The 20845-nt window shown below is 68.0% G+C and carries 22 protein-coding genes and 1 pseudogene; 13 read left to right on the top strand and 10 right to left on the bottom strand.

Annotation, left to right across the window (positions count from 1 at the left end):
• Window positions 1-397: pseudogene (locus tag ACQ7HM_RS07540) on the top strand (HNH endonuclease); the annotation flags it as partial.
• A 73-nt stretch (window positions 398-470) separates the two neighbouring features.
• Window positions 471-1265 carry a UbiA family prenyltransferase gene (locus tag ACQ7HM_RS07535; protein ID WP_434215576.1) on the top strand — a complete coding sequence of 265 codons (795 nt, stop codon included), beginning with the start codon at window positions 471-473 and terminating at the stop codon, window positions 1263-1265.
• Here the strand turns inward: ACQ7HM_RS07535 and ACQ7HM_RS07530 are convergent.
• Window positions 1255-1785: a TetR/AcrR family transcriptional regulator gene (locus tag ACQ7HM_RS07530; RefSeq protein WP_434215575.1), complete on the bottom strand. Its 531-nt coding sequence runs from the start codon at window positions 1783-1785 to the stop codon at window positions 1255-1257. The two genes, ACQ7HM_RS07535 and ACQ7HM_RS07530, sit on opposite strands and share 11 nt — an antisense overlap.
• Before the next feature lie 82 nt (window positions 1786-1867).
• Here ACQ7HM_RS07530 and ACQ7HM_RS07525 point away from each other — a divergent pair, with 82 nt between their 5' ends.
• The 5 genes from ACQ7HM_RS07525 to ACQ7HM_RS07505 all read left to right on the top strand — a co-directional run bounded on the left by ACQ7HM_RS07525 (window position 1868) and on the right by ACQ7HM_RS07505 (window position 6735).
• On the top strand, window positions 1868-2812 hold the full coding sequence (locus tag ACQ7HM_RS07525; protein WP_434215574.1) for an alpha/beta hydrolase: 945 nt from the start codon (window positions 1868-1870) through the stop codon (window positions 2810-2812).
• Window positions 2813-3096: 284 nt separating this feature from the next.
• The gene (locus tag ACQ7HM_RS07520) at window positions 3097-3747 is read left to right on the top strand and encodes an ABC transporter permease (RefSeq protein ID WP_434215573.1); all 651 of its coding nucleotides are present in this window, start codon (window positions 3097-3099) and stop codon (window positions 3745-3747) included.
• Entirely contained in the window at window positions 3744-4961 is a 1218-nt protein-coding gene (locus tag ACQ7HM_RS07515; RefSeq protein WP_434215572.1) for an ATP-binding cassette domain-containing protein, read from the top strand. Before ACQ7HM_RS07520 ends, ACQ7HM_RS07515 begins: the two co-directional genes overlap by 4 nt.
• Window positions 4958-5695: an ABC transporter permease gene (locus ACQ7HM_RS07510; RefSeq protein WP_434215571.1), complete on the top strand. Its 738-nt coding sequence runs from the start codon at window positions 4958-4960 to the stop codon at window positions 5693-5695. The genes ACQ7HM_RS07515 and ACQ7HM_RS07510 overlap by 4 nt, the downstream gene beginning before the upstream one ends.
• Entirely contained in the window at window positions 5692-6735 is a 1044-nt protein-coding gene (locus ACQ7HM_RS07505) for a glycine betaine ABC transporter substrate-binding protein (protein ID WP_434215570.1), read from the top strand. Before ACQ7HM_RS07510 ends, ACQ7HM_RS07505 begins: the two co-directional genes overlap by 4 nt.
• Before the next feature lie 74 nt (window positions 6736-6809).
• Here ACQ7HM_RS07505 and ACQ7HM_RS07500 read toward each other — a convergent pair whose 3' ends face one another.
• Together ACQ7HM_RS07500 and ACQ7HM_RS07495 are read right to left on the bottom strand one after the other, a co-directional pair.
• On the bottom strand, window positions 6810-7961 hold the full coding sequence (locus tag ACQ7HM_RS07500; RefSeq protein ID WP_434215569.1) for an esterase/lipase family protein: 1152 nt from the start codon (window positions 7959-7961) through the stop codon (window positions 6810-6812).
• Between the two features lie 253 nt (window positions 7962-8214).
• A complete protein-coding gene (locus ACQ7HM_RS07495; RefSeq protein ID WP_434215568.1) occupies window positions 8215-9393 on the bottom strand; it encodes a beta-ketoacyl synthase N-terminal-like domain-containing protein in 1179 nt (392 codons plus the stop codon).
• Window positions 9394-9632: 239 nt separating this feature from the next.
• Here ACQ7HM_RS07495 and ACQ7HM_RS07490 point away from each other — a divergent pair, with 239 nt between their 5' ends.
• The 4 genes from ACQ7HM_RS07490 to ACQ7HM_RS07475 all read left to right on the top strand — a co-directional run bounded on the left by ACQ7HM_RS07490 (window position 9633) and on the right by ACQ7HM_RS07475 (window position 12124).
• Entirely contained in the window at window positions 9633-10916 is a 1284-nt protein-coding gene (locus ACQ7HM_RS07490) for a diguanylate cyclase domain-containing protein (RefSeq protein WP_434215567.1), read from the top strand.
• A gap of 77 nt (window positions 10917-10993) precedes the next feature.
• Window positions 10994-11200, top strand: coding sequence for a hypothetical protein (locus ACQ7HM_RS07485; RefSeq protein WP_434215566.1), 207 nt, complete (start codon window positions 10994-10996; stop codon window positions 11198-11200).
• A 91-nt stretch (window positions 11201-11291) separates the two neighbouring features.
• Window positions 11292-11546 (top strand): hypothetical protein, encoded by a 255-nt coding sequence (locus tag ACQ7HM_RS07480; RefSeq protein ID WP_434215565.1) that lies wholly within the window; start codon window positions 11292-11294, stop codon window positions 11544-11546.
• Window positions 11547-11647: 101 nt separating this feature from the next.
• The gene (locus ACQ7HM_RS07475) at window positions 11648-12124 is read left to right on the top strand and encodes an SRPBCC family protein (RefSeq protein WP_434215657.1); all 477 of its coding nucleotides are present in this window, start codon (window positions 11648-11650) and stop codon (window positions 12122-12124) included.
• Window positions 12125-12126: 2 nt separating this feature from the next.
• Here ACQ7HM_RS07475 and ACQ7HM_RS07470 read toward each other — a convergent pair whose 3' ends face one another.
• The 7 genes from ACQ7HM_RS07470 to ACQ7HM_RS07440 form a co-directional block, all read right to left on the bottom strand.
• A complete protein-coding gene (locus ACQ7HM_RS07470; RefSeq protein ID WP_434215564.1) occupies window positions 12127-12573 on the bottom strand; it encodes a DUF5313 family protein in 447 nt (148 codons plus the stop codon).
• Window positions 12570-13070: a MarR family winged helix-turn-helix transcriptional regulator gene (locus tag ACQ7HM_RS07465; RefSeq protein ID WP_434215563.1), complete on the bottom strand. Its 501-nt coding sequence runs from the start codon at window positions 13068-13070 to the stop codon at window positions 12570-12572. Before ACQ7HM_RS07465 ends, ACQ7HM_RS07470 begins: the two co-directional genes overlap by 4 nt.
• Before the next feature lie 415 nt (window positions 13071-13485).
• Entirely contained in the window at window positions 13486-15081 is a 1596-nt protein-coding gene (locus tag ACQ7HM_RS07460; protein ID WP_434215562.1) for a 4Fe-4S binding protein, read from the bottom strand.
• A 51-nt stretch (window positions 15082-15132) separates the two neighbouring features.
• On the bottom strand, window positions 15133-16056 hold the full coding sequence (locus ACQ7HM_RS07455) for an AurF N-oxygenase family protein (RefSeq protein ID WP_434215561.1): 924 nt from the start codon (window positions 16054-16056) through the stop codon (window positions 15133-15135).
• A gap of 235 nt (window positions 16057-16291) precedes the next feature.
• Window positions 16292-17695 carry a fatty acid desaturase family protein gene (locus tag ACQ7HM_RS07450; RefSeq protein WP_434215560.1) on the bottom strand — a complete coding sequence of 468 codons (1404 nt, stop codon included), beginning with the start codon at window positions 17693-17695 and terminating at the stop codon, window positions 16292-16294.
• 89 nt (window positions 17696-17784) lie between these two features.
• Window positions 17785-18882 (bottom strand): ferredoxin reductase, encoded by a 1098-nt coding sequence (locus ACQ7HM_RS07445; RefSeq protein WP_434215559.1) that lies wholly within the window; start codon window positions 18880-18882, stop codon window positions 17785-17787.
• A gap of 310 nt (window positions 18883-19192) precedes the next feature.
• The gene (locus tag ACQ7HM_RS07440; RefSeq protein WP_434215558.1) at window positions 19193-19651 is read right to left on the bottom strand and encodes an Lrp/AsnC family transcriptional regulator; all 459 of its coding nucleotides are present in this window, start codon (window positions 19649-19651) and stop codon (window positions 19193-19195) included.
• A 63-nt stretch (window positions 19652-19714) separates the two neighbouring features.
• Here ACQ7HM_RS07440 and ACQ7HM_RS07435 point away from each other — a divergent pair, with 63 nt between their 5' ends.
• Window positions 19715-20482 (top strand): AzlC family ABC transporter permease, encoded by a 768-nt coding sequence (locus tag ACQ7HM_RS07435; protein WP_434215557.1) that lies wholly within the window; start codon window positions 19715-19717, stop codon window positions 20480-20482.
• Window positions 20482-20823, top strand: coding sequence for an AzlD domain-containing protein (locus ACQ7HM_RS07430; protein WP_434215556.1), 342 nt, complete (start codon window positions 20482-20484; stop codon window positions 20821-20823). The genes ACQ7HM_RS07435 and ACQ7HM_RS07430 overlap by 1 nt, the downstream gene beginning before the upstream one ends.
• Window positions 20824-20845 lie beyond the last annotated feature (22 nt).

Genomic DNA, 20845 nt, shown 5'->3' with positions numbered 1-20845 from the left:
CGGGCAGACCTGCCCGGGGAACACCGGATCGAAATGCCGGTTCCACCACAACCTCAAAACCCACACCGCCTTCCTCGACGACCAGACCACCAGCCGTGACGGCCGAACCGAGCGGGTGATCGTCACTCCCGAAGGCCTCACCGTCGATGGCCCCGCATTCGACGGCACCGACCTGTTCCCCGCGTTGAAAGACATCCGATTCACCGCCCCCGAACACGCCCCACCCACCGACACGACGGCCCCGGGCGACACCGAGCCTGCACCGACCAGACGCCGACCACGCCTGGCCGACAAACACGCCCGCCGACAAGCAGAACGCGAACACAACCGCCGCACCCGCGCCGCCGAACAGCAGGCCGTGCGCGAGGCGGAAGCAGACGACCCACCGCCGTTCTGACAAAGGCCGCCACGATGGTCGCCGACGGTTACCGTCGGGCGATGACCCCTGCCCGCCGTCGCCCACGCCGCGGATGGTGAACGTCGTCGCACTCTCGCGTGCCGGGCACCTGCCGCCGGCGGTCGCGGTCACCGCGTTGTCCACGGTGCTGGCGGCCACCGGTGACGTCGCACCGGCCGTCGTGGTCACCCTCGCGATCGCGGTGTTCACCGGGCAATTGGTGGTGGGGTGGACCAACGATCTGATCGACCGCGACACCGACATCGCCGTGCACCGGACCGACAAGCCGCTCGTGGTGGGCACCGTCACCGACAGGGTCGTCGGTACCGCCACGGTCATCGCGGCCGCGGTGTGCGTCATCGCGTCACTGCTGTGCGGCCTCGCGGCGGGAACCGTGCACCTCGTCGCCGGGGTCGGCGCGGCACTGGCCTACAACCTCGGCGTGAAACGGACCGTCTTCTCGTGGGTGCCCTACCTGCTCGCCTTCGGATCGGTACCGATCGCGGTCGGTCTCGCGTCCCGGTCCGGCGACCTCCCCCCTGCATGGGTGGTGGCGATGGCCGCGCTCCTGGGTGTCGGAGCACACCTGCTCAACGTGTTCCCCGATCTCGACGACGACGCGGTCACCGGGATGCATGGACTTCCGCATCGTTTGGGCCACAACAGGATTCCCGTGGTCGCGGCCGCGCTCCTCGTGGGCGCCACGCTGATCGGGGTGCTCGCCACCCAGCGCGGGGCATGGCAGTGGGTGGCGCTCGTCGTCGTCGTGGTGATGGCGGCGGTCTGCACACGCGCACCCGGCCGCGCGCCGTTCTACGCCACGATGGTGATCGCCGGCATCGACCTGGCGATCATCGTCATCCGCTGACCAGGCGCGACACCAGCAGCTCGACGATCGCCCGTCGACCGGCCTCGTCACCGGGATGGGTGAGCAGCCCCTCCACCACGAAGGCGATGATCGCGCTCGCCGCCTGCGCGTTCTCATCGGGGAGGTCGGCCCGGGTCAGCGCGTCGGCGAGATCGTGGAACGCGGTGTGCCACTGGTCGATCACCGGCGACGACGCCCGCCGCGCATGCACCGTGTCGACCAGGGCGTGCATCGACGACAACTCCGTGACGGCGAACAGAATCTTCTCCGACAACGGCTCGGAGACCACCGACTCGTAACGGGTGAGCGCGTCGGCCAACAACTGCTCGAGTACCGCCACCAGCAGGTGGTCCTTGTCCGCGAAGTACCAGTAGACCGTGTTGGTGGTGACGCCGGCCTCGGCGGCGATCCGGCTCACCGCGGTGACCTCGTAGCCGTCGGCGACGAACAGCGTTCGCGCGGCCGCCACGATCTCGTCGCGCTTCTCCGCACGGGCGCGCGGTCGACGGTTCGCAGGCATCCGGCGACCTTACTTGATCCACGTTCAAGAAACCGGTAGCTTCCCTTGAACTGCACTCAAGAAACGACCGAGAGGCGACGTCGTGCCCACCGAGACCGAGTACACCCGCACCGAGGAGACGTTCGTCTCGGCGGGCGTGACCTGCGCGGCCACCGTCTACCGACCGAACAGGGCCACCCCGGCCGGCCGCGCACCGGTCGTCGTGATGGCCCATGGGTTCGCCGGGGTCCGTGGGCTACGTCTGCCCGCCTACGCCGACGTGTTCGCCGCCGCGGGCTACGTCGTGGTGCTGTTCGACTACCGCTTCTTCGGTGACAGCGAGGGCGAGCCGCGCCAGCTCCTCGACGTCGCCTCGCAACTCGCCGACTGGCGCGCGGCGATCGCGTTCGCGCGCACCGTCGACGTCGCCGACCCCGACACCGTCGTCGCGTGGGGCACCTCGTTCGCCGGCGGTCACGTGATCACCACCGCCGGCTCCGGCGAACGGCTGGCGGCGATCATCGCCCAGGTGCCCCACGTGAGCGGGCCGGCCGCGGTGCGTGCCACCGGGATCCGACGAGCACTGCGGATCGCGCCCAGCGCGCTGGCCGACACCGTCGCCGCCGCGCTCCACCGAGCGCCGCGGTACGTCCCCTCGATCGGGCCGGAGGGTTCGCCCGCGGTGATGTCCGCCCCCGGCGCCGAGGAGGCCTTCGAGCGTCTCGTCACCGAATCGGGGCTGCGTCGCGGCGACCACCCCGAGACGGTGGCCGCCCGGATCGCCCTGCGGATCGGCCTCTACTCGCCGGCCCGCTCGGCGTCGCGTGTCCGATGTCCGGCGCTGATCCAGGTCGCCCTCGGTGACACCATCGCCCCCGCCGCCGCGGCGACGCGAGCCGCCCGCGCGATCCCCGACGCCACCGTGCTGAGCTACGAGGGCGGCCATTTCGACCCGTACGTCGAGCCGCTGTTCAGCTCCGTCGTCGCCGACCAGCTCGCGTTCCTGCGCACCGTCGCCCCTGCCGATTCGAGCGCCCCCGGCGCGTGAGCGCTGTTATATTCGTTCTGCTGAAGCCCCCGGCACCCGCGCACAACGGATTTCGACCCTGCATGATCGAAATCCTTGACCTGCGGTGACGTGCCTCGCGTCCCCGCTGGTGACGACACCGGTTCTCGCACACCACGCCTTGCCGCGCCGCCCTCGACGCGACGCAAGCGGCCCCGCGAACCCGGCGATGTCGGTTACGGTTGCGCAACTCGCCCACGGCACCCCACCGCCGTCCGTCGACCCCTGTCGGACGCGGCACGCGCTGCGGTCGCACGAACGATGGGATGCCAGTGGACCTTTGGGGTTACCTACGAGGCCGGGGTGAGCTCCTCACCTTCCTCACCTATCAACACGCATCACTCGCGTTGCAGACGTTGGTGGTCGGTTCGGTTGTCGCCGTCGTCATCGCGGTGGCCGTCTACCGCCTCCCGTTCGTCTCCGCCCTCACCCTCACCACGAGCCGTGTGGCCCTCACCATCCCGTCGCTGGCGTTGCTCGCACTGCTGATCGTCCCGCTGGGGCTCGGCGTGCTGCCCTCGTTCTTCATGTTGGCGTTCTTCGCCGCGCTGCCCGTCATCGGCAACGCCATCGTCGGGCTGCGGTCGGTGCCAGAGACGGTCATCGAATCCGCGCAGGGAATCGGGTTGTCGCGCTGGCGGATCCTGTTCACCGTCGAACTCCCCATCGCATGGCCGATCATCCTCATCGGCATCCGCGTGTCCACCCAGATGATCGTCGGCGTGGCCGCGATCGTCGCCTACGTACTCGGCCCCGGGCTCGGATCGTTGATCTTCAACGGTCTGGCCCGACTCGGCGGCGCCAACGCCCTCGAGATGGCCCTCACCGGAACGGTTCTCATCGTCGTCATCGCCCTGGTGTTCGACGCCCTGTTGGTGCTCCTCGGGCGCCTCACGATCGCAAAGGGACTCTCATGACAGCACCATCTGCCGGTAGCGAGCCGTCGCGAACGGTCACCGGGGTGCCGATCCGTCTCGACGGTGTCGTCAAGCAGTACCGCGGCACCGCGACCCCCGCGGTGCGCAAGCTCGACCTCGAGATCGCCGCGGGCGACATCGTCGCGTTCGTCGGCCCCTCGGGCTGCGGCAAGACCACCACGCTCAAGATGATCAACCGGCTGATCGAGCCGACCGCCGGCCGGATCCTCCTCGACGGACGCGACGTCACCGGCGAGAACCCCGACAAGCTGCGTCAATCGATCGGCTACGTCATCCAGTCCGGAGGCCTGTTCCCGCACTGGTCGGTGAAGAAGAACGTCGGCGCGCTGCCGCGGGTTCTCGGCTGGGACAAGAAGAAGATCGCCGAGCGCACCGACTACCTGCTCGACCTCGTCGGCCTCGACGCCGACGTGTTCGCCGACCGTCTGCCCAAGGACATGTCCGGTGGACAGCAACAACGTGTGGGTGTCGCCCGCGCGCTGGCCGCCGATCCACCAGTACTGCTGATGGACGAGCCGTTCGGAGCCGTCGACCCCATCACCCGAGTCCGGCTGCAGGACAGCCTCATCGCGATCCAACACGAACTCGGCAAGACCATCGCCATCGTCACGCACGATTTCGAGGAGGCGACCAAGCTGGGGGACAAGGTGTGCATCTTCTCCGAGGGCGGCCGCATCGAGCAGTACGCGACGCCCGAGGAGATCCTGGCCAGCCCCGCGACACCGTTCGTCGAAGAGTTCGTCGGGTCCGGCGCCACTCTCGCCCACCTCACCCTCTCGCGCGTGCGCGACGTCCCGCACAACCCGGTGCTGCGGGCACGGGTCGGCCAGGCGACCCGCGAGGTCGTGAACCAGGCGCGCGCCGAGGGCCACACCTGGGTGGTGGTGGTCAACGACGACGGCACCCCGCGCTCGTGGCCCTCGATCGACGAACTGCTCACCAAGGACGTCGTCTCCGACTACGTCGACCATCGCCTGCCGGTCGTCGCCCGGTCGGCAACCCTGAACGACGCGCTCGACTCTATGCTCGCCGCCAGCCAGGGTGGCGTCCTCGTCACCGACGGGCGCGGGGCGGTGCAGGGGACGCTGACCATCGCGGTGGTGATGGACGTGATCCGCAACCAACTCGCCGACGCCCGCGCGGACACCGACACCGAGAGCTACGTCGATCACGAGGACGGCGCGGCGTCGTGAAACGCCTGCGCCGCATCCCGACCGACGTCTGGTTCGAGCCGCTCATCATCGTCGTGGTGCTGATCGGCTACATCATCTGGTACCGGTCGACGACGTTCAGCACCACCGAGCAGGCATCGCTCGCGTGGTCGACACTGAAGTCGACGATCCTCGACCACATCGAGCTGACGCTCATCTCCACGGCGTGGGTGGTGGTGATCGCCATCCCTCTGGGCATCCTGCTCACCCGCGAGAAGGCCAGGCGTGTCAGCCCGTTCGTCGTCAACATCGCCAACATCGGTCAGGCCGCCCCCGCGGTCGGACTCATCGTCCTGTTCACGTTCTGGCTGGGCACCGGGTTCCGCACCGCGGTCCTGGGACTCGTGGTCTACGCGATCCTGCCGATCCTCCAGAACACGATCATCGGTCTGCGACAGGTCGATCAGCGCACCATCGAGGCCTCGCGCGGGATCGGCTACTCCGGGCTGCGCACCCTCGTACAGGTGGAACTGCCGCTGGCCGTGCCGGTGATCCTCAACGGCGTCCGCACCGCGCTGGTCATCCTCGTGGGTACGGCCACGCTGAGCACGTTCATCGGCGCGCCCAGCCTGGGCACGCTGATCACCACCGGCGTCACCCTCTTCCTGCCGAAACTGCTCGTCTCCGGGGCCATCCTGGTCGGCCTGCTCGCCATCACGATCGATTGGCTCGGCCGCCTCGTCGAGCTCGTCGCGACACCACGAGGACTCGCATGACCCCGACGATCCTGCCGACCCCGAAAACTTCTCTGGCCCAGAGCACACCCCGGGTCACCGGGCCGCGGAGACGGTTCCGCGCCGCGGTCGCCGTCGTCGCGGCGACACTGCTGACGGTCACCGGCTGCGGTCTCGTCAGCTCCTCGGGCACCTTCACCACCGGCAGCCTCGCCGACGGCGCGACGCCACTCGAGGGCGCGAAGCTGACCGTGACGTCGAAGAGCTTCACCGAGGGTGTGCTCCTGGGCAAGATCACCGCGTCGTACCTGTCGTCGGCGGGCGCGAAGGTCACCGACCTCACCGGCGCCCCCGGCTCGGCGTCGTCGCGGCAGGCCCAGCTCAACGGTGACGCCGACATCCTGTGGGAGTACACCGGAACCGGGTGGGTCACCTACCACAATCAGACCGAGACCATCGCCGACCCGACCCTGCTGTGGGAGAAGGTGCGCGACATCGAGAAGTCGACCAACGACCTCGTGTGGTTGCCACCCTCGAACTTCAACGACACCTACGCGTTCGCCGCCTCCGGCCCGACCGCGAAGCGGCTCAACGTGACGTCGCTGTCGGAGGTCGCGAAACTCCCCGTGGCCGACCGCACCTTCTGCGTCGACGACGAGTTCTTCTCGCGCTCCGACGGATTCCTGCCGATGCTCAAGAAGTACGGGATCCCCTACGGCACACCGGACGGCGTGCCGGCGGGCAACGTCACACGTATGGACGCCGGTGTCATCTACACCTCCACCGCCAAGAGCGCGCCCTGCAACTTCGGCGAGGTCTACACCACCGACGGCCGGGTGAAGAACCTCGCTCTCACGGTCCTCACCGACGACCAGAAGTTCTTCCTCCCCTACAGCGGCACCGCCGTGGTGCGCGCGTCGATCAACCGGGAGTACCCGCAGCTCGCGCCGCTGATCGCCGACATCTCGGAGCGTCTCACCGACGATCTGATGCAGGATCTCAACGGTCGCGTCGACATCGACGGCCAGGATCCCGCCGACGTCGCCTGGGAATGGCTGAAGAGCACCGGACTCGTGAAGTGACACAACCCATCACGTGACGAACGGGCGCCGGACGCTGTACGCGTCCGACGCCCGTCTGTGTGAGAGGTGCTGTGTCAGTTGACGAGCGGTCCGCTCTTGGCGCAGACCACCGGGCTCGCGGGGTTGAGTGCGTTCTTGACGATCGAGATCGCCCTCGTCGAGTAGGTCATCGACAGGTGATCGGACAGATCGATCGGGCACCCGTCCTGCAACGTGACGTTCTTGACCGTGGCTCCCGGGCCGGCGGTGAGGAACGTCGACTCCGACGGGGTGGTCACCTCGTCATAGGTGGTGCGGATGATCGTGTAGTCGATCCCCGGGAGGGTGTCGCCGCCGGCGTTGACCTTGTTGATGAAGTCCGATCCGACGACCTGCTGGATGCCGGAGACACCGACGGGGAGCTGCGCGAACCCGAGCACATCGATGCCGAGGTTGTTGATGCTGCGGCCGAGCGACCCGATACCGAGAAGCGTGGTGCCGTGATTGGTTGCGCCGAGGGTGATCAGCTTCTGCACCTTGGTGGCCCCACCGTTGAACTTGAGGTACTGGCGCGCGAGCACACCGCCCTGCGAATGCCCGACGATGTCGACCTTCGATGCGCCCGTGGCCGCGAGGACGCGGTTGACGAAGGTGGCGACCTGTCCGGCCGAGGTCGGGATGTCACCCGTGCCGTTGGCGCCCGGGATCAACGAGATCACGCCGCCGCCGTTGGTGATGTTGAGCTTGCCGTAGTTGAACGTGAAGACGCAGTAGCCCGCTGCCTTCAGATCGGGCGACATCCGCGCGAAGTTGTCGTAGGCGTTCTCCCAGGTCCCGTGCAGCAGGACAACCGGACGCTGCCCCGACTTCGGCTTGCAGCCGAAGTCGTTGGCGCCGGGGGGACCGGCGTTCGGGTTCTGGATGGCGTAGCCGAACGCGTTGCCGAAGTTGGTCTGCTGGGGACCGAAGCCGACGGTGTCCGACGCGGTGCTGGCGGTCCCATCGGGAACCGTGAACGGCCCCGCCACCGCGTTGGTGGTGATCGAGCGGTTCGCGGTCGCGCTCTGCTGCTGGACCTTGGGCGCGGCCTTGGTCGGCTTCTTCGCCCCCTGCTTGATGGTGTCGGTCAGTTGCTGCACCGACGGTGCCGCGGTGGCCGGTCCGGCCAGTCCCGCACCGAGTCCCGCGACGGCGGCGATCGACACGCAGCCGATCGCGAGACGGTGGAGTCCACGAGTGGTCTTCATGTAGAGCCTTTCAGGGAATTCATCCGGCGCCGTGGAAGCCGGGTGCCCCCAGTTCGTACGCCGTGCGAAAGGTATCCACGCCCCCCCGACCCCGCCGTCACATTCGCGAGGGTACGTTCGATCACGGCAACGAGTGAGCTGGCTCACTGTGATGTGTCACCATGGAGGCGTCGGGATCAGGGCATTTTCCTCAACACCGGTTGAGGGCGGTTGTGCGATGTCACCCGAGCCCCATGTCAGTCGAGCCCTATGGTCACCCCGCCGGCGCGAGCACCGTGACGGAGTTGTGGCCGCCCATGCCGAGCGACGGCTTGACCGTGATGCCGTCGACCATCGCCGTCGCACCGTCGAGCAGCTGCGGGTGTGCCGCGGCGACCTGCGGGGGAGCCGGGACCACGCCGTGTTCGGTGCCCAGCGCGGCCGCGGCGATCTCGACCGCTGCCGCCGCTCCCTGGCAATGCCCGGTCAGCGGCTTGATCGAATACACCGCGGGCCGCGACACGGCGAACATCTCGGCGAGGATCGCGGTCTCGGCGGCGTCGCACTGTGCGGTACCCGGACCGTGAGCGTTGAGATAGCGGACGTCGCGTGCAGCGACGCCTGCGTCGCCGAGGGCGTCGGCGACGCAGCGCATGATCTCCCGGTGATCGGGCGCGACCGAGGCGACGTGAAATCCGTCGTGCGACATCGCGCCCCCCAGCACGCTGAGGTACCCGCGCGCCGGACCACGCCTGCTCACGACGAACCCTATCGACGCCTCCCCCATCGCGAATCCCCGGCTGCCCTCCTGGAACGGGCGGCAGGCGTCGAGCGGTTCGGCATCAACGACCCCCGCCCCCAGACGCACGAAATGGTCGACGTTCTCGGGGGTGAGCGACAGATCGGTGGCGACGCACACGACGTCGTCGACGATTCCCGCGTCGAGCCACATCTTCGCGGTGATCAGTGCGACATTGCCCGAGCTGCACGTGGCCGACACATTCATCGCCGGACCGTGGAACCCGAATTCCTGCATGAGCGTCGAGATCGGCGTCGAGGGCAGCAGGCCCATGTAATCGCGGATGCGTCGGTGACCGTGATCGTCGAGGTGGAACGACCGCCAGTCCTCGGTGTCCCCGAGGACCACGCCGTGCAACAACCCCACACGTCGTCCGGGAATCCACCCGCGAGCGTGCGCGTCGTCGATCGCCTCGCGCGCCGCGGCCCGCATGGCCTGGGCGAATCGGCTGCCACCATCGGCCGGATCGCCGCCGTCGGGCACCTTCGCGAGCCAGATCCCGTCGTCGCTGGAGTAGGCGGAACCCTGATGGAGGACCGCGGCCGGCTTGCCGCCCGAGACGCCGTGCCAGAGCGCATCGGTGCCCCACCCGTATCCGGTGACGGCTCCGACGCCGACTATGTCCACATTGTTCGCGCCACTGTTCGTGATCATTTCGGTGACACCTTTCGTCGTCGCGGGTCGGGGAAAGACCTCCCCGACAACCATTGAGATACACAGGGCGCGACAACACAAAAGAAGGCATCAAGAATTCGATATCAACAATGCGCAATTATCCGGACTGCACATTTTTTGAGCACTGTCATCGCCTGTTGACGGTCGGATAGACTCCTCCGGTCGGTGGGACGAGCACCGGCACCAGGTGAGCGTGGCGCGACGGGGGAGACACGAGGGTGACCGATCCGGACCGTCACTACAAGATCCTGATCGACCACAGCCCCGACGCGATCGTCGTGCACGAGGGACGCCGACTGGTGTTCGCAAACCCCGCCGCCCTCCGTCTCGTCGGCGCGCAGTCCCCCGGCCAGGTCGTCGGCCATCTCTTCTCCGAGTTCGTCGACCAGGGGTCATTGGGCGCCCTGCGCGAACGCATCGCCACCCTCGAGGTGGAGGGTGTGCCGTCGACGCCGACCGAGATGACGCTGCGCTGCATCGGAGGCCGACAGACCCCCGTCGAGTCCCGCTCGGTGCTCACCCTGTGGGAGGGCCGACGCGCCTACCTCGCGGTCCTCCGCGACCTCTCCGCCCAACGCGCCGCCGAACGCGCCGCGGCGGCCGCCGAGCACCAGTTCGCCAGTGTCGTCTCCACTCTCGCCGAAGGTGTCGTCGTGCAGGACCCCGACGGCATCGTGCAGTCGATCAACGCGGCCGCGGCACGCGCACTGGGCGTCGACCCGGTCGCGGTGGTGGGTCGCGACCTGCCGCGAGAGTTGGTGGGCGCCATCACCGTCGTCGACGCCGGCGGCCGCCCGGTGTCGCACGCCGACCTGCCCCACGTGATCACCTCACGTACCGGCCGTCCCACGCGGTTCCTCCTGGGCGTCACCCGTCCCGACGGCACCCAGGTGTGGCTGCGCGGCACCTCGGCGCTCATCGACGACCACCCGTTGTCCCACCTGGTCGCCTCGTTCACCGACATCACCGCCGAGCGGACCGCCGCCGCGCAACTCGCCTATCAGGCGACACACGATTCGCTGACCGACCTGCCCAACCGGTTGCACGTGGTGTCGGTGCTGACCGAGACCGTCGCGTCGGCCGAACGCGGGCCGATCGCCGTCCTCTACGTCGATCTCGACAACCTCAAGACCATCAACGACACCTTCGGCCACTCGATCGGCGACGCCGTGCTGCGCGAGGTCGCGAACCGACTTCGTGCGGTGGTTCCCGAGGGATGCCAGGTCGGTCGGGTCGGCGGCGACGAGTTCGTCGTGCTGCTCGCCGGCGCTGCCGCCGACACCGACGTCGTCTCCGACGCCGTCCACGTCGCGCTCTCGCGCCCCCTCGAACTCGACGGATGGACAATGGGTGTTGGTGCGAGCATCGGTCACGTCCTGGTGCCACAGGGTGACGGTCGCACCATCGACGATCTGCTCCGCGACGCCGACCTGGCCATGTACGCCGCGAAGGAGGCGGGCGGGAACAGGACCGTCCGGTTCTCCTCCGAGCGCGCACACTGACGTCGGCTCCTCCCCGAGACGGGTGGTACGGGCGTACCGTCGAGATAGGGGCCACGCACGCAACGGAAGCGCACACCATGACCGACGACCACCGTGCGACCGAGGACCGGATCTCCGCCGCCCTCGCACAGATCACCGTCGACGATCAGGCCATCGGGATCACCATGGCGCGACACCATCTCTCACCGCGACCCGCGCGGGACCACCTCCTCCACCTCGCCGAGGTCGTCGACGTCCCGTTCTCCGTCGCCACGACGATGATCGTGCACACCCAGAGGCGCTGACCCGATCGCGGCGCGTCCTCCCGGTTTCGACGAGCCGCTCCTCGGCTACTCCACGACGACGAGCTCGCACACCGACACGAGGGAGACCGCGATGACCGACGCCGACACGACCGACCCGGGTACGAACCGGCAGGACCCCACGCTGGCCGGGCGGATGGCACAGATCACCTCTCGGTACCCCGACCGACCCGTGCTCGCGTTCGACGCCGACGGGAAGTTGATGGACTGGCGGGAGGACGACGCGTCGGACTGGGCCAACGGCTCCCACGCGGACGAGCGCATCTACGAGATCGACGGGGGCGCCGACGAGCAGGCGGTGAGTGCGGCCATCGCCGCCGCCGACTGACGAGTCGTCGGCGGGCCGGACGTTAGGCTCGGTTCGTGCATCCCGACGAGTCCTCGACCTCATCGCCCGCCGACGGCGACGCCGGCACCGAACCCACGCGGATCGAGGTGTCCCGGGTCATCACCGCGCCGCCTGCCGAGGTGTTCGCGGTGCTCAGCGATCCGCAGGGGCATGTCGCCATCGACGGTTCGGGCATGTTGATGGGCGCCGACGGAGACCGTGTTCGGGCGGCGGGTGACACGTTCGTCGTGCACATGGACCGCGAGGCCCTCGGCGACATCCCGATGGGTGAGTACGACGTCACCGTCACCATCGCGTCGTTCGAGCGCGACCGCGAGATCTCGTGGACGATCCTCGGCCGGATGCGCCCGCCCATCGGCCACGTGTACGGCTACCGCCTGAGCCCCGAGGGCGACGGCACGCGGGTCACGTCGTTCTACGACTGGTCCGACATCCACCCGGACTGGCGCGCGAAGGGCATATTCCCCGTGATCCGTCCCGACTCACTGACCGCGACCCTGGGCATCCTCGCGCGCACGGTTCTGCGCGGGTACCCCTGTGCGACCCCGCTGAGCTGATCTCAGCGCTCGAGGCGATCGCGATCGGTCGGGTCGAGTGCGCGTCGGGTGACCGACGTCGACCGACCGTAGATCGCCTCGTACGCGTCGCGGTCGGCGACGGCCTGTCGGCGACGGCTCTCCGGCAGCAGGTCGGGGTCGAGTCCGTGCTTGCCGAGACGGTGCCTGCGGTTCTGGTCCATGTAGGCCGCGCAGTAGATCAGCCCGAGAACCGCTGCGAGCGCGACCATCTGCGCGCGCAACCACCACGGTCCCGGGAACATCATGAACACCGCGAAGATGGGCAGGAACGGCACCATCCCCCGCACGAGGTGTCGGATGTAGAAGTTGCGCCCCAACAGGTCCCGCCGCACCCAGTCGCGGAGATCGTCGTCGAGGGTGCGTCCGAACGCATAGCCGATCCACTGCCACACCGTCGGTCGTGTCCGTGCGCGCGTCGACCCGCTCATCGGCCCATCCCCTTGTCACCGGTCGTCTTGTCGCCGGTCGTCTTGTCACCGGCCGCCTTGGCCGCGGTGTTGATCCGCCAGAGCACCTCGCGGAGATCCTCGAGGTCGGCCAGGGACACCCCGAGGGTGTCGACGACGGCCGGCGGGATGGCGAGCGCCTGCGTACGCAGTTCCGCGCCGGCGGTGGTGAGTGTGACGTCGAGTTGACGCTCGTCGGCGCTCGAACGCTCGCGGGTGAGGAGCCCGGCGGCCTCGAGGCGTTTGAGGAGGGGCGACAGCGTCGCGGAATCGAGCATGAGCACCTCACCGATGGCGCGCACACTCCGCGGCGACGACTCCCAGAGAGCCAGCATCACCAGGTACTGGGGATGGGTCAGCCCCAGCGGTTCGAGCAGGGGCCTATAGATGGTCAGCACGGTGCGGTTGGTGACGGCGAGGGCGAAACACACCTGCCGGTCGAGCTGCAGGAGGTCGTCGGTGGTGGCCACATCGGTCATGACGAAGATCGTACGCTATTGAATAGTGCACGATCTATATTCCTCGTCACACGACGACAGATCCCGCCGTCGGGGTCGACGGCGGGATCTGTGGTGCGATCGGTGATCGCGGGTGATCTACGGGTTCTACGAGCGGGTGCGGGCGCTGAAATCGAGGTCGTTGCCGCCCCACAGCAGGATTCCCGAGACCGCGACGGTGCCGAGCACGAACATGGTGATGAGCATGGCCTCTCCTTTTCTCGTCGGCGAACGCCTGGACTGGCACGTTCGTTCTGCTTCCCAGAATAGGAACGAAAAGGCCCCGTGCACAGGGAAAGTCGGCGACGACTCGTCAGGAGGCCCGAAGTGACGTGCGTCGCTGCGACTGCCGGCACGCGGCGCGCATCACCGGCGTCGACAGGTGGGCGAGTCGACGTCAGTCGCCGGAGCGGAAGATCCGACGACGACGCGCCCGCGCCGTCTGCCGCAGTTCGGTCTCGCTGGTGAGCTTCACGCGGGGACGGCCCGTGGGCGCCCCACGGCGCCGTTCGACGCGATCGATGGTGGCGATCCCGCGAGCCCTGACCGGCTGCACACCGCGCCGCCGCAGGAACGTGTCGAAGTCGCCCATCGCGTGCGGGCGGGTCTCGAGTCGACCCTCCGCGGCGTCGGAGATGAAGGCCTGCACCGTCTCCTCGGCGTCGGCGCGGTTGGCGCCGATCCCGCCGGTGGGTCCACGTTTGGCCCATCCGACCACGTACGAACCGGCGACCGCGACCGAGGCGTCCGATATCCGACCGGCCTCGTTGGGGACACGGCCCGCGACGTCGTCGAACGGGAGTCCGGGGATGGGTCGGGTGCGGTAGCCGATGGAGGAGATGAGGTTGTCGGCGGGGATGTCGCGCACCACGTCACCGGTGCGCACCCGGACGGCGCGCACGCGGTCATCGCCCTCCACACCGCTGCCCAGCACCTCGAGCGGTGTGGAGTCGTAGAGGAACACGATGCGTTTCGCCGTGCCGTCGACCTCGGCGGTGACGGTGATCGAATCCTGCACCGACGCATCGACGGTGACGATCTCGACCCCGGGGGTGTTCACCAGGGCGGTGTACTCCGCGGGGGTGTGGGCGCCGGTGTCGCGACCGCGGCGGCCGAGCAGCACCACCTCACGCGTGCGGTTGGCCTCGAAGAAGTCCAGGGCGCGGTCGGCGATGTCGGTGCGGGCGAGGTCGGCGAGATCGGTGTGGAACAGACGCACGATGTCGAGCGCCACGTTGCCGGTCCCGACGATGACCGTGCGACCGACGGTCGCCGGCTGCAACGGGTTCGGGGCGTCGGGGATGCCGTTGTACCAGGCGACCGCAGCGCTCGCCGACGTGCTGCCGGGCAGGTCCTCACCGGGGATGCCGAGACGACGGGGCTCCGACGCCCCGATGGCGTAGAACACCGCATCGAAGTGGTCGGCGAGATCCTGGGGCGAGACGTCGCGACCGACCTCGACACCGCCGAGGACGGTCACCCGGGGATCACGCAGGTGCAGATCGAATCCGCGCGTGATGTTCTTCGTCGCAGGGTGATCCGGGGCCACACCCGATCGGACGAGTCCGCCCGGCGTCGGGAGCTTGTCGATGACCGTCACCTGCACGTCGGTGCGCATCAACAGCGTCCGCAGGGCGTACCCCGCGGACGGTCCGGTGCCGACCAGCGCCACCCGCATGCCCTCGGGCAGGCGCAGCAGCGGAACGTATTCGGTGGGCTTCTGGTCCTGGGAGACCTCACGGTCGCGGTAGTACGCCGCGTTCACCTCGGCGAAGTGCAGATCCCGCGGACCGAGGCGGTCGACGGGGAAGATCGCGTCGACCGGGCAGGCGTCCGAGCACGCGCCGCAGTCGATGCAGGTGTCGGGGTCGATGTGCAGGATGTCCGCGGTCCCGAACCCCGGCTCGCCGGGCGCGGGATGGATGCAGTTGACCGGGCACACCGACACGCACCCGGCGTCGCTGCAGCAGGACTGCGTGATGGCGAAAGCCATGAGATGACCGTTGTTTCGATTGAGGCCGCCCGCGTTCACGGGCGGGTGACGTCAGAGGAGGTTGGCCTTGCGGTACCACCGCGCGGCCGGACGCGTCAGCAGGCCGACGCTGTCGAGGAACTCCATCAGGTGGACGCAGCTCTCGCGCATCATCGACTTGAAGTGGCTGTTGTTCTTCTTCGCCGCCATCGCACGCTTGCTGTCCAGTCCGGCGTTCGTGTAGAGGTGCGGCGAGTGGAGGCTGGTGACGATGAGGAAACCCGCGATCGCGATGATGAGAGCGCTGAGCTGGCGACGGAACCACCCGACACCCTCCATCGACTCGCGCACCTCCTCGCGGGCGAACTTCATGTGCCGCGACTCCTCGAGCACGTGGATCTCGTTGACGGTGCGCACCAGCGGCAGCACACGGTCGTCGTTCATGCAGCCGCGCTGGAAGACGTCGAGGACCTCCTCGGCGACGAGGATCGCGCTGTAGGCGACCTCGTTCTTCGCCAGCGCCATGAAGGCCTTGCCGGCCCAGCCGACGAACCGCGACGGCCGGTACGACGTCCCCACCATGACGTCGGCTCCCTTGGCGAACATCAGCGAGTGACGGCACTCGTCGGCGATCTCGACCAGCGACCACTGGAACTCGGGCGAGTGGTACTCGCCGAGGTACTGATCGCGGATCACCATCTCCTGCAGGATCATCTCGAACCAGATGCCGTTGGTGGAGATCGAGGCGAACTCGTGCCGGGTCAGCTCGATGCGCTGCTCCTCGGTCAACTCGTCCCACATGTCGGTGCCGTACAGCGACGACCACTCCGGGCTGCAGCCGTACTTGGTCGGGTCGAGCGGCTCGTTCCAGTCGATCTCGGTCATCGCGTTGCGCGACATCCGTGCCGCGGATGCGATCAGACGATCGGAGACCTCGTTGGAGCCCTGATCGCGACGGGTCTCGTCCGTTCCGGTGCTCTCGACGGTGATCGTCATCTCGCGTCCCTTCTCCGTGACAACTGACGTTGTAGTCAATGAGCGTTGTAGTCAACGCTCGTTGTCACGATACGTGTTCGGAGTACACCTGTAAACCCTCCGCCGAGAGCCCCGAAACGCAGAACGCCCCCGTGGGGAGTCACGGCGGACATGGAGTCCACCGCTCCCCTCCACGGGGACGATCTCTGCACTTCAGGCGGGTCCGAGCAGACCCTGCGACGTCAGTCGCGCCGTGTCACTCGCGCGGGGGCATCGAGACGCGCACACCGTTGTCGCCACCGTGCTCCGGACCCGCGTCGGGGTGATCGGCGGGCAGGCGGCCACGGAAGCGAGCGGCCTCCGAGTCGCGGACGTCGGAACCCGAGTGCGCCGGACGGTGGTACGGGCCGGGCTTCGGCCGCACCTTGCCACCGGGGAACGCCAACCGCAGGATGGTGCGCTGCACCTGTCCCCACTGGGAGAAGAACGGACCGGTGTTGTACGGCAGGTCGTAGCGCTCGCAGATGTCCTTCACCTTCGGGGCGATCTGCGAGTACCGCGAGCTCGGCATGTCGGGGTAGAGGTGGTGCTCCACCTGGTAGCTGAGGTTGCCGCTGGCGATGTGGAACAGCGGGCTGCCGTCGATGTTCGCCGCACCCACCAGCTGACGGGCATACCAGGCACCGCGACTCTCGTCCGACGCCTCCTCCTGGCTGAAGGTGTACGCCTGGTCCGGGAAGTGGCCGCAGAAGATGATCGCGTTCGACCACACGTTCCGGATGATGTTGGCGGTGAAGTTCGCCCAGAACGTGGCGACGAAGGTGTCCTCGACGCCCGGGAGCATGCGGTCGGCGACCGAGGCGGCCGACTTCGCCGACCGACCGTTGAGCTTGCGCAGCTGCTTGCCGAGACGGGAGGTCTTGCTCTGCGGCACCCGGCCACCGGTGACGACGGCGGTGAGCGCGAAGGCGCCCGCGCTGATCGCCGGCCAACCGATGTAGTCCTTCACCACCTGACGACGCATCTTGTACGCGCTGCCCTTGAGGTCCTTGAGGACCGCGGCCGGCGACTTGTCGCCCCGACGCATGGCCTCGAGGTCGAGGTCGTGCAACGCCACGCCCCACTCGAAGAATGCGATGAGAAGCAGGTTGTAGAACGGCTGCGCCAGGTAGACGGGGTTCCACTTCTGATGCGGATCGATCCGCATGATCTCGTAACCGAGATCCTTGTCCTTGCCGCGGATGTTGGTGAACGTGTGGTGCACGTAGTTGTGCGAGTGCTTCCACGACTCGGCGGTCGAGGCGGTGTCCCAGTCCCACACCGACGAGTGGATGTTGGGGTCGTTCATCCAATCCCACTGGCCGTGCATGACGTTGTGGCCGATCTCCATGTTCTCGAGGATCTTCGCCGCGCCGAGGGCCGCCGTGCCGACGAACCACGCCGGCTTGGACCGCGAGTTGAGCAGGACGACGCGGCCGAGCGCGGCGAGCTGGCGCTGCGCGGCGATCACGGACTTGATGTAGTTGCGGTCCTTGTCGCCGAGGTCGCTGTAGACCTCGTCGTGGATCGCGTCGAACTCCTTGCCCAGGCGCTCGATCGTCTCGGCGTCGAGATGAGCGATCGGGTTCCCGGTGGGGTTACGTCGTTCGGTGGTGGTCATGCTGGTCCTCCCTGATGGATCGCTGTGGTGCGCTGCGATTCGCTGGTGTTGCCTGCCGCGCGGGCTGTGGTGGTGGAGCCTCTGTCTGTTTACAGATCCACTTCCACGTCGCCCTCGGCGCTGTTCACGCAGATGCGGATCGACTGCCCCTCGGGTGAGGAGACGTCTCCGGTGCGCAGATCACGGATCTGTCCCTTCTTCAATACACCCGTACAGGTGTGACAGATGCCGATGCGGCACCCGTACTTGAGCTCCAGCCCCGCCTCCTCGCCTGCCTGCAAGATGGGAACGCCTGGCTCACACTCGAAGTCGCTGTCACTCTTGAGCATCGTGACGTGGCCACCCTCACCTTCACCGGGGTCTGCACCGAAGGTGGGTTGGAATCGTTCGAGCAGGATCTGGTCGCCGATGTCGTTGGCCTTGTAGTGCTCGACGAGATCGTCGAGCAGTTCGGCCGGTCCCGACGCCATCGTCGTGCGCTCTCGCCAGTCTGGGCACAACTGGTCGAGGTCCTCGGGCTTCATGCGGCCCTCGTCGCCGGTCACCCGCAGGTTCAGCGTGAAGCCGTCGTGCGCCTTGTCGAACCGCTCGAGCTCGGTCAGGAACATCGTCTGCTCGCGGCGATGGATCGAGTGGATGGCGACGACATCGTTCATCTCGTCACGGTGGTCGAGGGCCCGCATCATGCTCATGATCGGGGTGATGCCACTGCCGGCGCTGATGAACAGCATCTTCTCGGGCAGCGGGTCGGGCAGCAGGAACGTACCCTCGACGTCGCTCAGGCGGACGATCTCTCCCGGGCGGATCGCTCGCACCAGATACGGCGAGACGGTCCCCTCCTCCACGAGCTTCGGGGAGACGCTGATGAGCCCGTCACGGGGTTCGGGGTCCGACGTCAGCGAGTAGGCCCGCCAGTGGAACTTGCCGTCGATGACCAGTCCGAGCCGGACGTACTGACCGGGCGCATGACCGGGCCACTCGTAGCCGGGGCGGATCCACACGGTCGAGGCGTCGGTGCCCTCGGGACTGACCTCCTCGACGCGACCGCGCAACTCCTTGGTGGTCCACAAGGGATTGATGAGCTCGATGTAGTCATCGGGCTCGAGCGGGCTGAACAGAGCCCGGATCCCCTTGAGGAACCCCCGCCGCAGAGGCGATACCTGAGGTGTGGCGCCGCGTTCAGCCATCGAGGCGCCCGCCGGGATTCATAGGTGACACGTGACCTCACAAGGTTCTCGATCGAGATGGCTGCTGTCCGCACCCCCGGTTACCCCCACGCCTGGCGTTCAGCGAGTGTGATCCGGGTCTCTCGGGCCAACAGTACGTTGCTGCACGGCACAGCGCGCACGCTTGCGATCACAGAACAGACAATGCAGTCGAGTGCAAGGTCACTGTCAGGTCACGGCCCGCCCGATCCGTGGTGACGCCGCCCAGATCGTCGATCCGCGATGTGTGGTGAGCGACAGCGACCGAACACTCGCTCCGTTTCGTGCCTGGTCAGTCCAGTGCCTTGACCACCTTCATCGTCTGGTGCGACACGATCCGGTGCAGCGCCGGGTGCGCCGCCAGCTTCTCGGTCTGGAAGCGTTCGTAGGCGGCGGCGTCGGCGACCTCGACCCGTATCAGGTAGTCCGGCACCCCGAACAGACGCCGCATCTCGGTCACCTCGTCGTAGCCGGCGACCGTCGACTCGAACTCCTCGACGGTCTGTCTCCGGGTCATGCTGATCTCCACCGACAGCAACACCGTGAGAGGACGGCCGCTCGCCTCGGGATCGATCCGCGCGCGATAACCGGCGATCACCCCGTCGTCCTCGAGTCGCTTCACCCGTCGCAGACACGGGGCCGGCGTCAGCCCCACCCGCCGGGCGAGCTCGACGTTGCTCAGACGGGCGTCCGCGCGCAACTCCAACAATATTGCGCGATCGAGGTCGTCGAGCCGCTTTGCGTTGCGCATGGGGGAACGATACCGCCACGATGCGCAATCCACGGCACCCGGTTGCTCGATATTCTTGCTCCCATGACCGTCCTCGACCGACCACTCACCCGGCGGGCCACCGAGACCGACATCGTCGCCGGTGTGCGCACCGTCGCCCCCGCGGCGGTGTCGGTGCTCCCCATGGGCCTGGCCTTCGGCGTGGTGGTGTCGCAGTCGGTGCTGGCCTGGTGGTGGGCGCCGGTGTTCGCCGGGGTGATCTTCGCCGGGTCGCTGGAGATCCTCCTCGTCGGCATGGTGTCCGCGATGGTGCCGCTCGCCCAGATCGCCGTCGCGGCACTGCTGGTGAACATGCGCCACACCTTCTACTCCCTGTCGTTCCCGCTGCATCGGGTGCACGGCCTGGCAGCGAAGACCTACAGCACCTTCGCGCTCACCGACGAGGCCTGGGCGCTGACGTCGGAACCAGAGGCCCAGACGTGGGGGCGCGGACGGATCCTCACCGTCCAGTCGGTGTTCCACCTGGCGTGGGTCGGATCGGTGACCGTCGGCGCTGCGCTCGGCAGCGTCGTGCCGGCCTCGATCGTCGGTCTCGAGTTCGCCGCCCCCGCCTTCTTCGTGGTACTGGCGATGGAGGCACATCGCACCCGTCGCCGCCTCGCCCTGCCCGCACTCGGTGTCGGATGCGCGGTCGCCGCCTACACCGTGCTCGGCGGCGGCATGCTGATCGCGGCGATGAGCGCCTACGTCGGCATCGTCGTCGCCGGGGGCGTGCTCGCCCGGCGTCGCACCCCCGCCTCACCTCTGCGCCCGGGTGAGCGTTCGCCGGTCTCCGACGAGGTGCACCGCTGATGCCGTCGACGCCGTACCTCCTCGCCGCGATCGCGGTGTCGGCCGCCATCACCTGGACCCTGCGGGCCGCACCCTTCGCCGTCCTCACCCCGCTGCGGAACAGTGCCGTCCTCGCCCACCTCGCCGTCGACCTGCCGGTCGGGATGATGACGATCCTCGCCGCCTACACCGTCGTGCACCAGGCGCCACCCGCCCTCGACAGCCGCACGGTCGCCGCCGCGGTCGCGTTGGCCGCCACCATCGCCGTCCACCGGTGGCGGCACAACGCCATCCTCTCGGTCGTCACCGGCACCGTCATCAACGTGGCGATCGCCAGCCTCGCGCCGGTCGTCCTGTCGTGAGATCACCGTCCCTCGATCCGGT

Origin of the sequence: Williamsia sp. MIQD14, assembly GCF_051025635.1 — a bacterium.
Classification (GTDB): Bacteria; Actinomycetota; Actinomycetes; order Mycobacteriales; family Mycobacteriaceae; genus Williamsia_A.
Note: the sequence above shows the minus strand (reverse complement) of the source record. Positions and strands in the feature narration are given on the sequence as shown.

Bases quoted from the DNA above. Each gene is read 5' to 3' on its own strand.
- ACQ7HM_RS07505 (WP_434215570.1), top strand. From the start codon at position 5,692: ATGACCCCGACGATCCTGCCGACCCCGAAAACTTCTCTGGCCCAGAGC.
- ACQ7HM_RS07435 (WP_434215557.1), top strand. From the start codon at position 19,715: ATGACCGTCCTCGACCGACCACTCACCCGGCGGGCCACCGAGACCGAC.
- ACQ7HM_RS07450 (WP_434215560.1), bottom strand. From the start codon at position 17,695: ATGACCACCACCGAACGACGTAACCCCACCGGGAACCCGATCGCTCAT.
- ACQ7HM_RS07445 (WP_434215559.1), bottom strand. From the start codon at position 18,882: ATGGCTGAACGCGGCGCCACACCTCAGGTATCGCCTCTGCGGCGGGGG.
- ACQ7HM_RS07460 (WP_434215562.1), bottom strand. From the start codon at position 15,081: ATGGCTTTCGCCATCACGCAGTCCTGCTGCAGCGACGCCGGGTGCGTG.
- ACQ7HM_RS07470 (WP_434215564.1), bottom strand. From the start codon at position 12,573: ATGAGCGGGTCGACGCGCGCACGGACACGACCGACGGTGTGGCAGTGG.
- ACQ7HM_RS07485 (WP_434215566.1), top strand. From the start codon at position 10,994: ATGACCGACGACCACCGTGCGACCGAGGACCGGATCTCCGCCGCCCTC.
- ACQ7HM_RS07480 (WP_434215565.1), top strand. From the start codon at position 11,292: ATGACCGACGCCGACACGACCGACCCGGGTACGAACCGGCAGGACCCC.
- ACQ7HM_RS07500 (WP_434215569.1), bottom strand. From the start codon at position 7,961: ATGAAGACCACTCGTGGACTCCACCGTCTCGCGATCGGCTGCGTGTCG.
- ACQ7HM_RS07520 (WP_434215573.1), top strand. From the start codon at position 3,097: ATGCCAGTGGACCTTTGGGGTTACCTACGAGGCCGGGGTGAGCTCCTC.
- ACQ7HM_RS07465 (WP_434215563.1), bottom strand. From the start codon at position 13,070: ATGACCGATGTGGCCACCACCGACGACCTCCTGCAGCTCGACCGGCAG.
- ACQ7HM_RS07455 (WP_434215561.1), bottom strand. From the start codon at position 16,056: ATGACGATCACCGTCGAGAGCACCGGAACGGACGAGACCCGTCGCGAT.
- ACQ7HM_RS07515 (WP_434215572.1), top strand. From the start codon at position 3,744: ATGACAGCACCATCTGCCGGTAGCGAGCCGTCGCGAACGGTCACCGGG.
- ACQ7HM_RS07535 (WP_434215576.1), top strand. From the start codon at position 471: ATGGTGAACGTCGTCGCACTCTCGCGTGCCGGGCACCTGCCGCCGGCG.
- ACQ7HM_RS07430 (WP_434215556.1), top strand. From the start codon at position 20,482: ATGCCGTCGACGCCGTACCTCCTCGCCGCGATCGCGGTGTCGGCCGCC.
- ACQ7HM_RS07440 (WP_434215558.1), bottom strand. From the start codon at position 19,651: ATGCGCAACGCAAAGCGGCTCGACGACCTCGATCGCGCAATATTGTTG.
- ACQ7HM_RS07495 (WP_434215568.1), bottom strand. From the start codon at position 9,393: ATGATCACGAACAGTGGCGCGAACAATGTGGACATAGTCGGCGTCGGA.
- ACQ7HM_RS07530 (WP_434215575.1), bottom strand. From the start codon at position 1,785: ATGCCTGCGAACCGTCGACCGCGCGCCCGTGCGGAGAAGCGCGACGAG.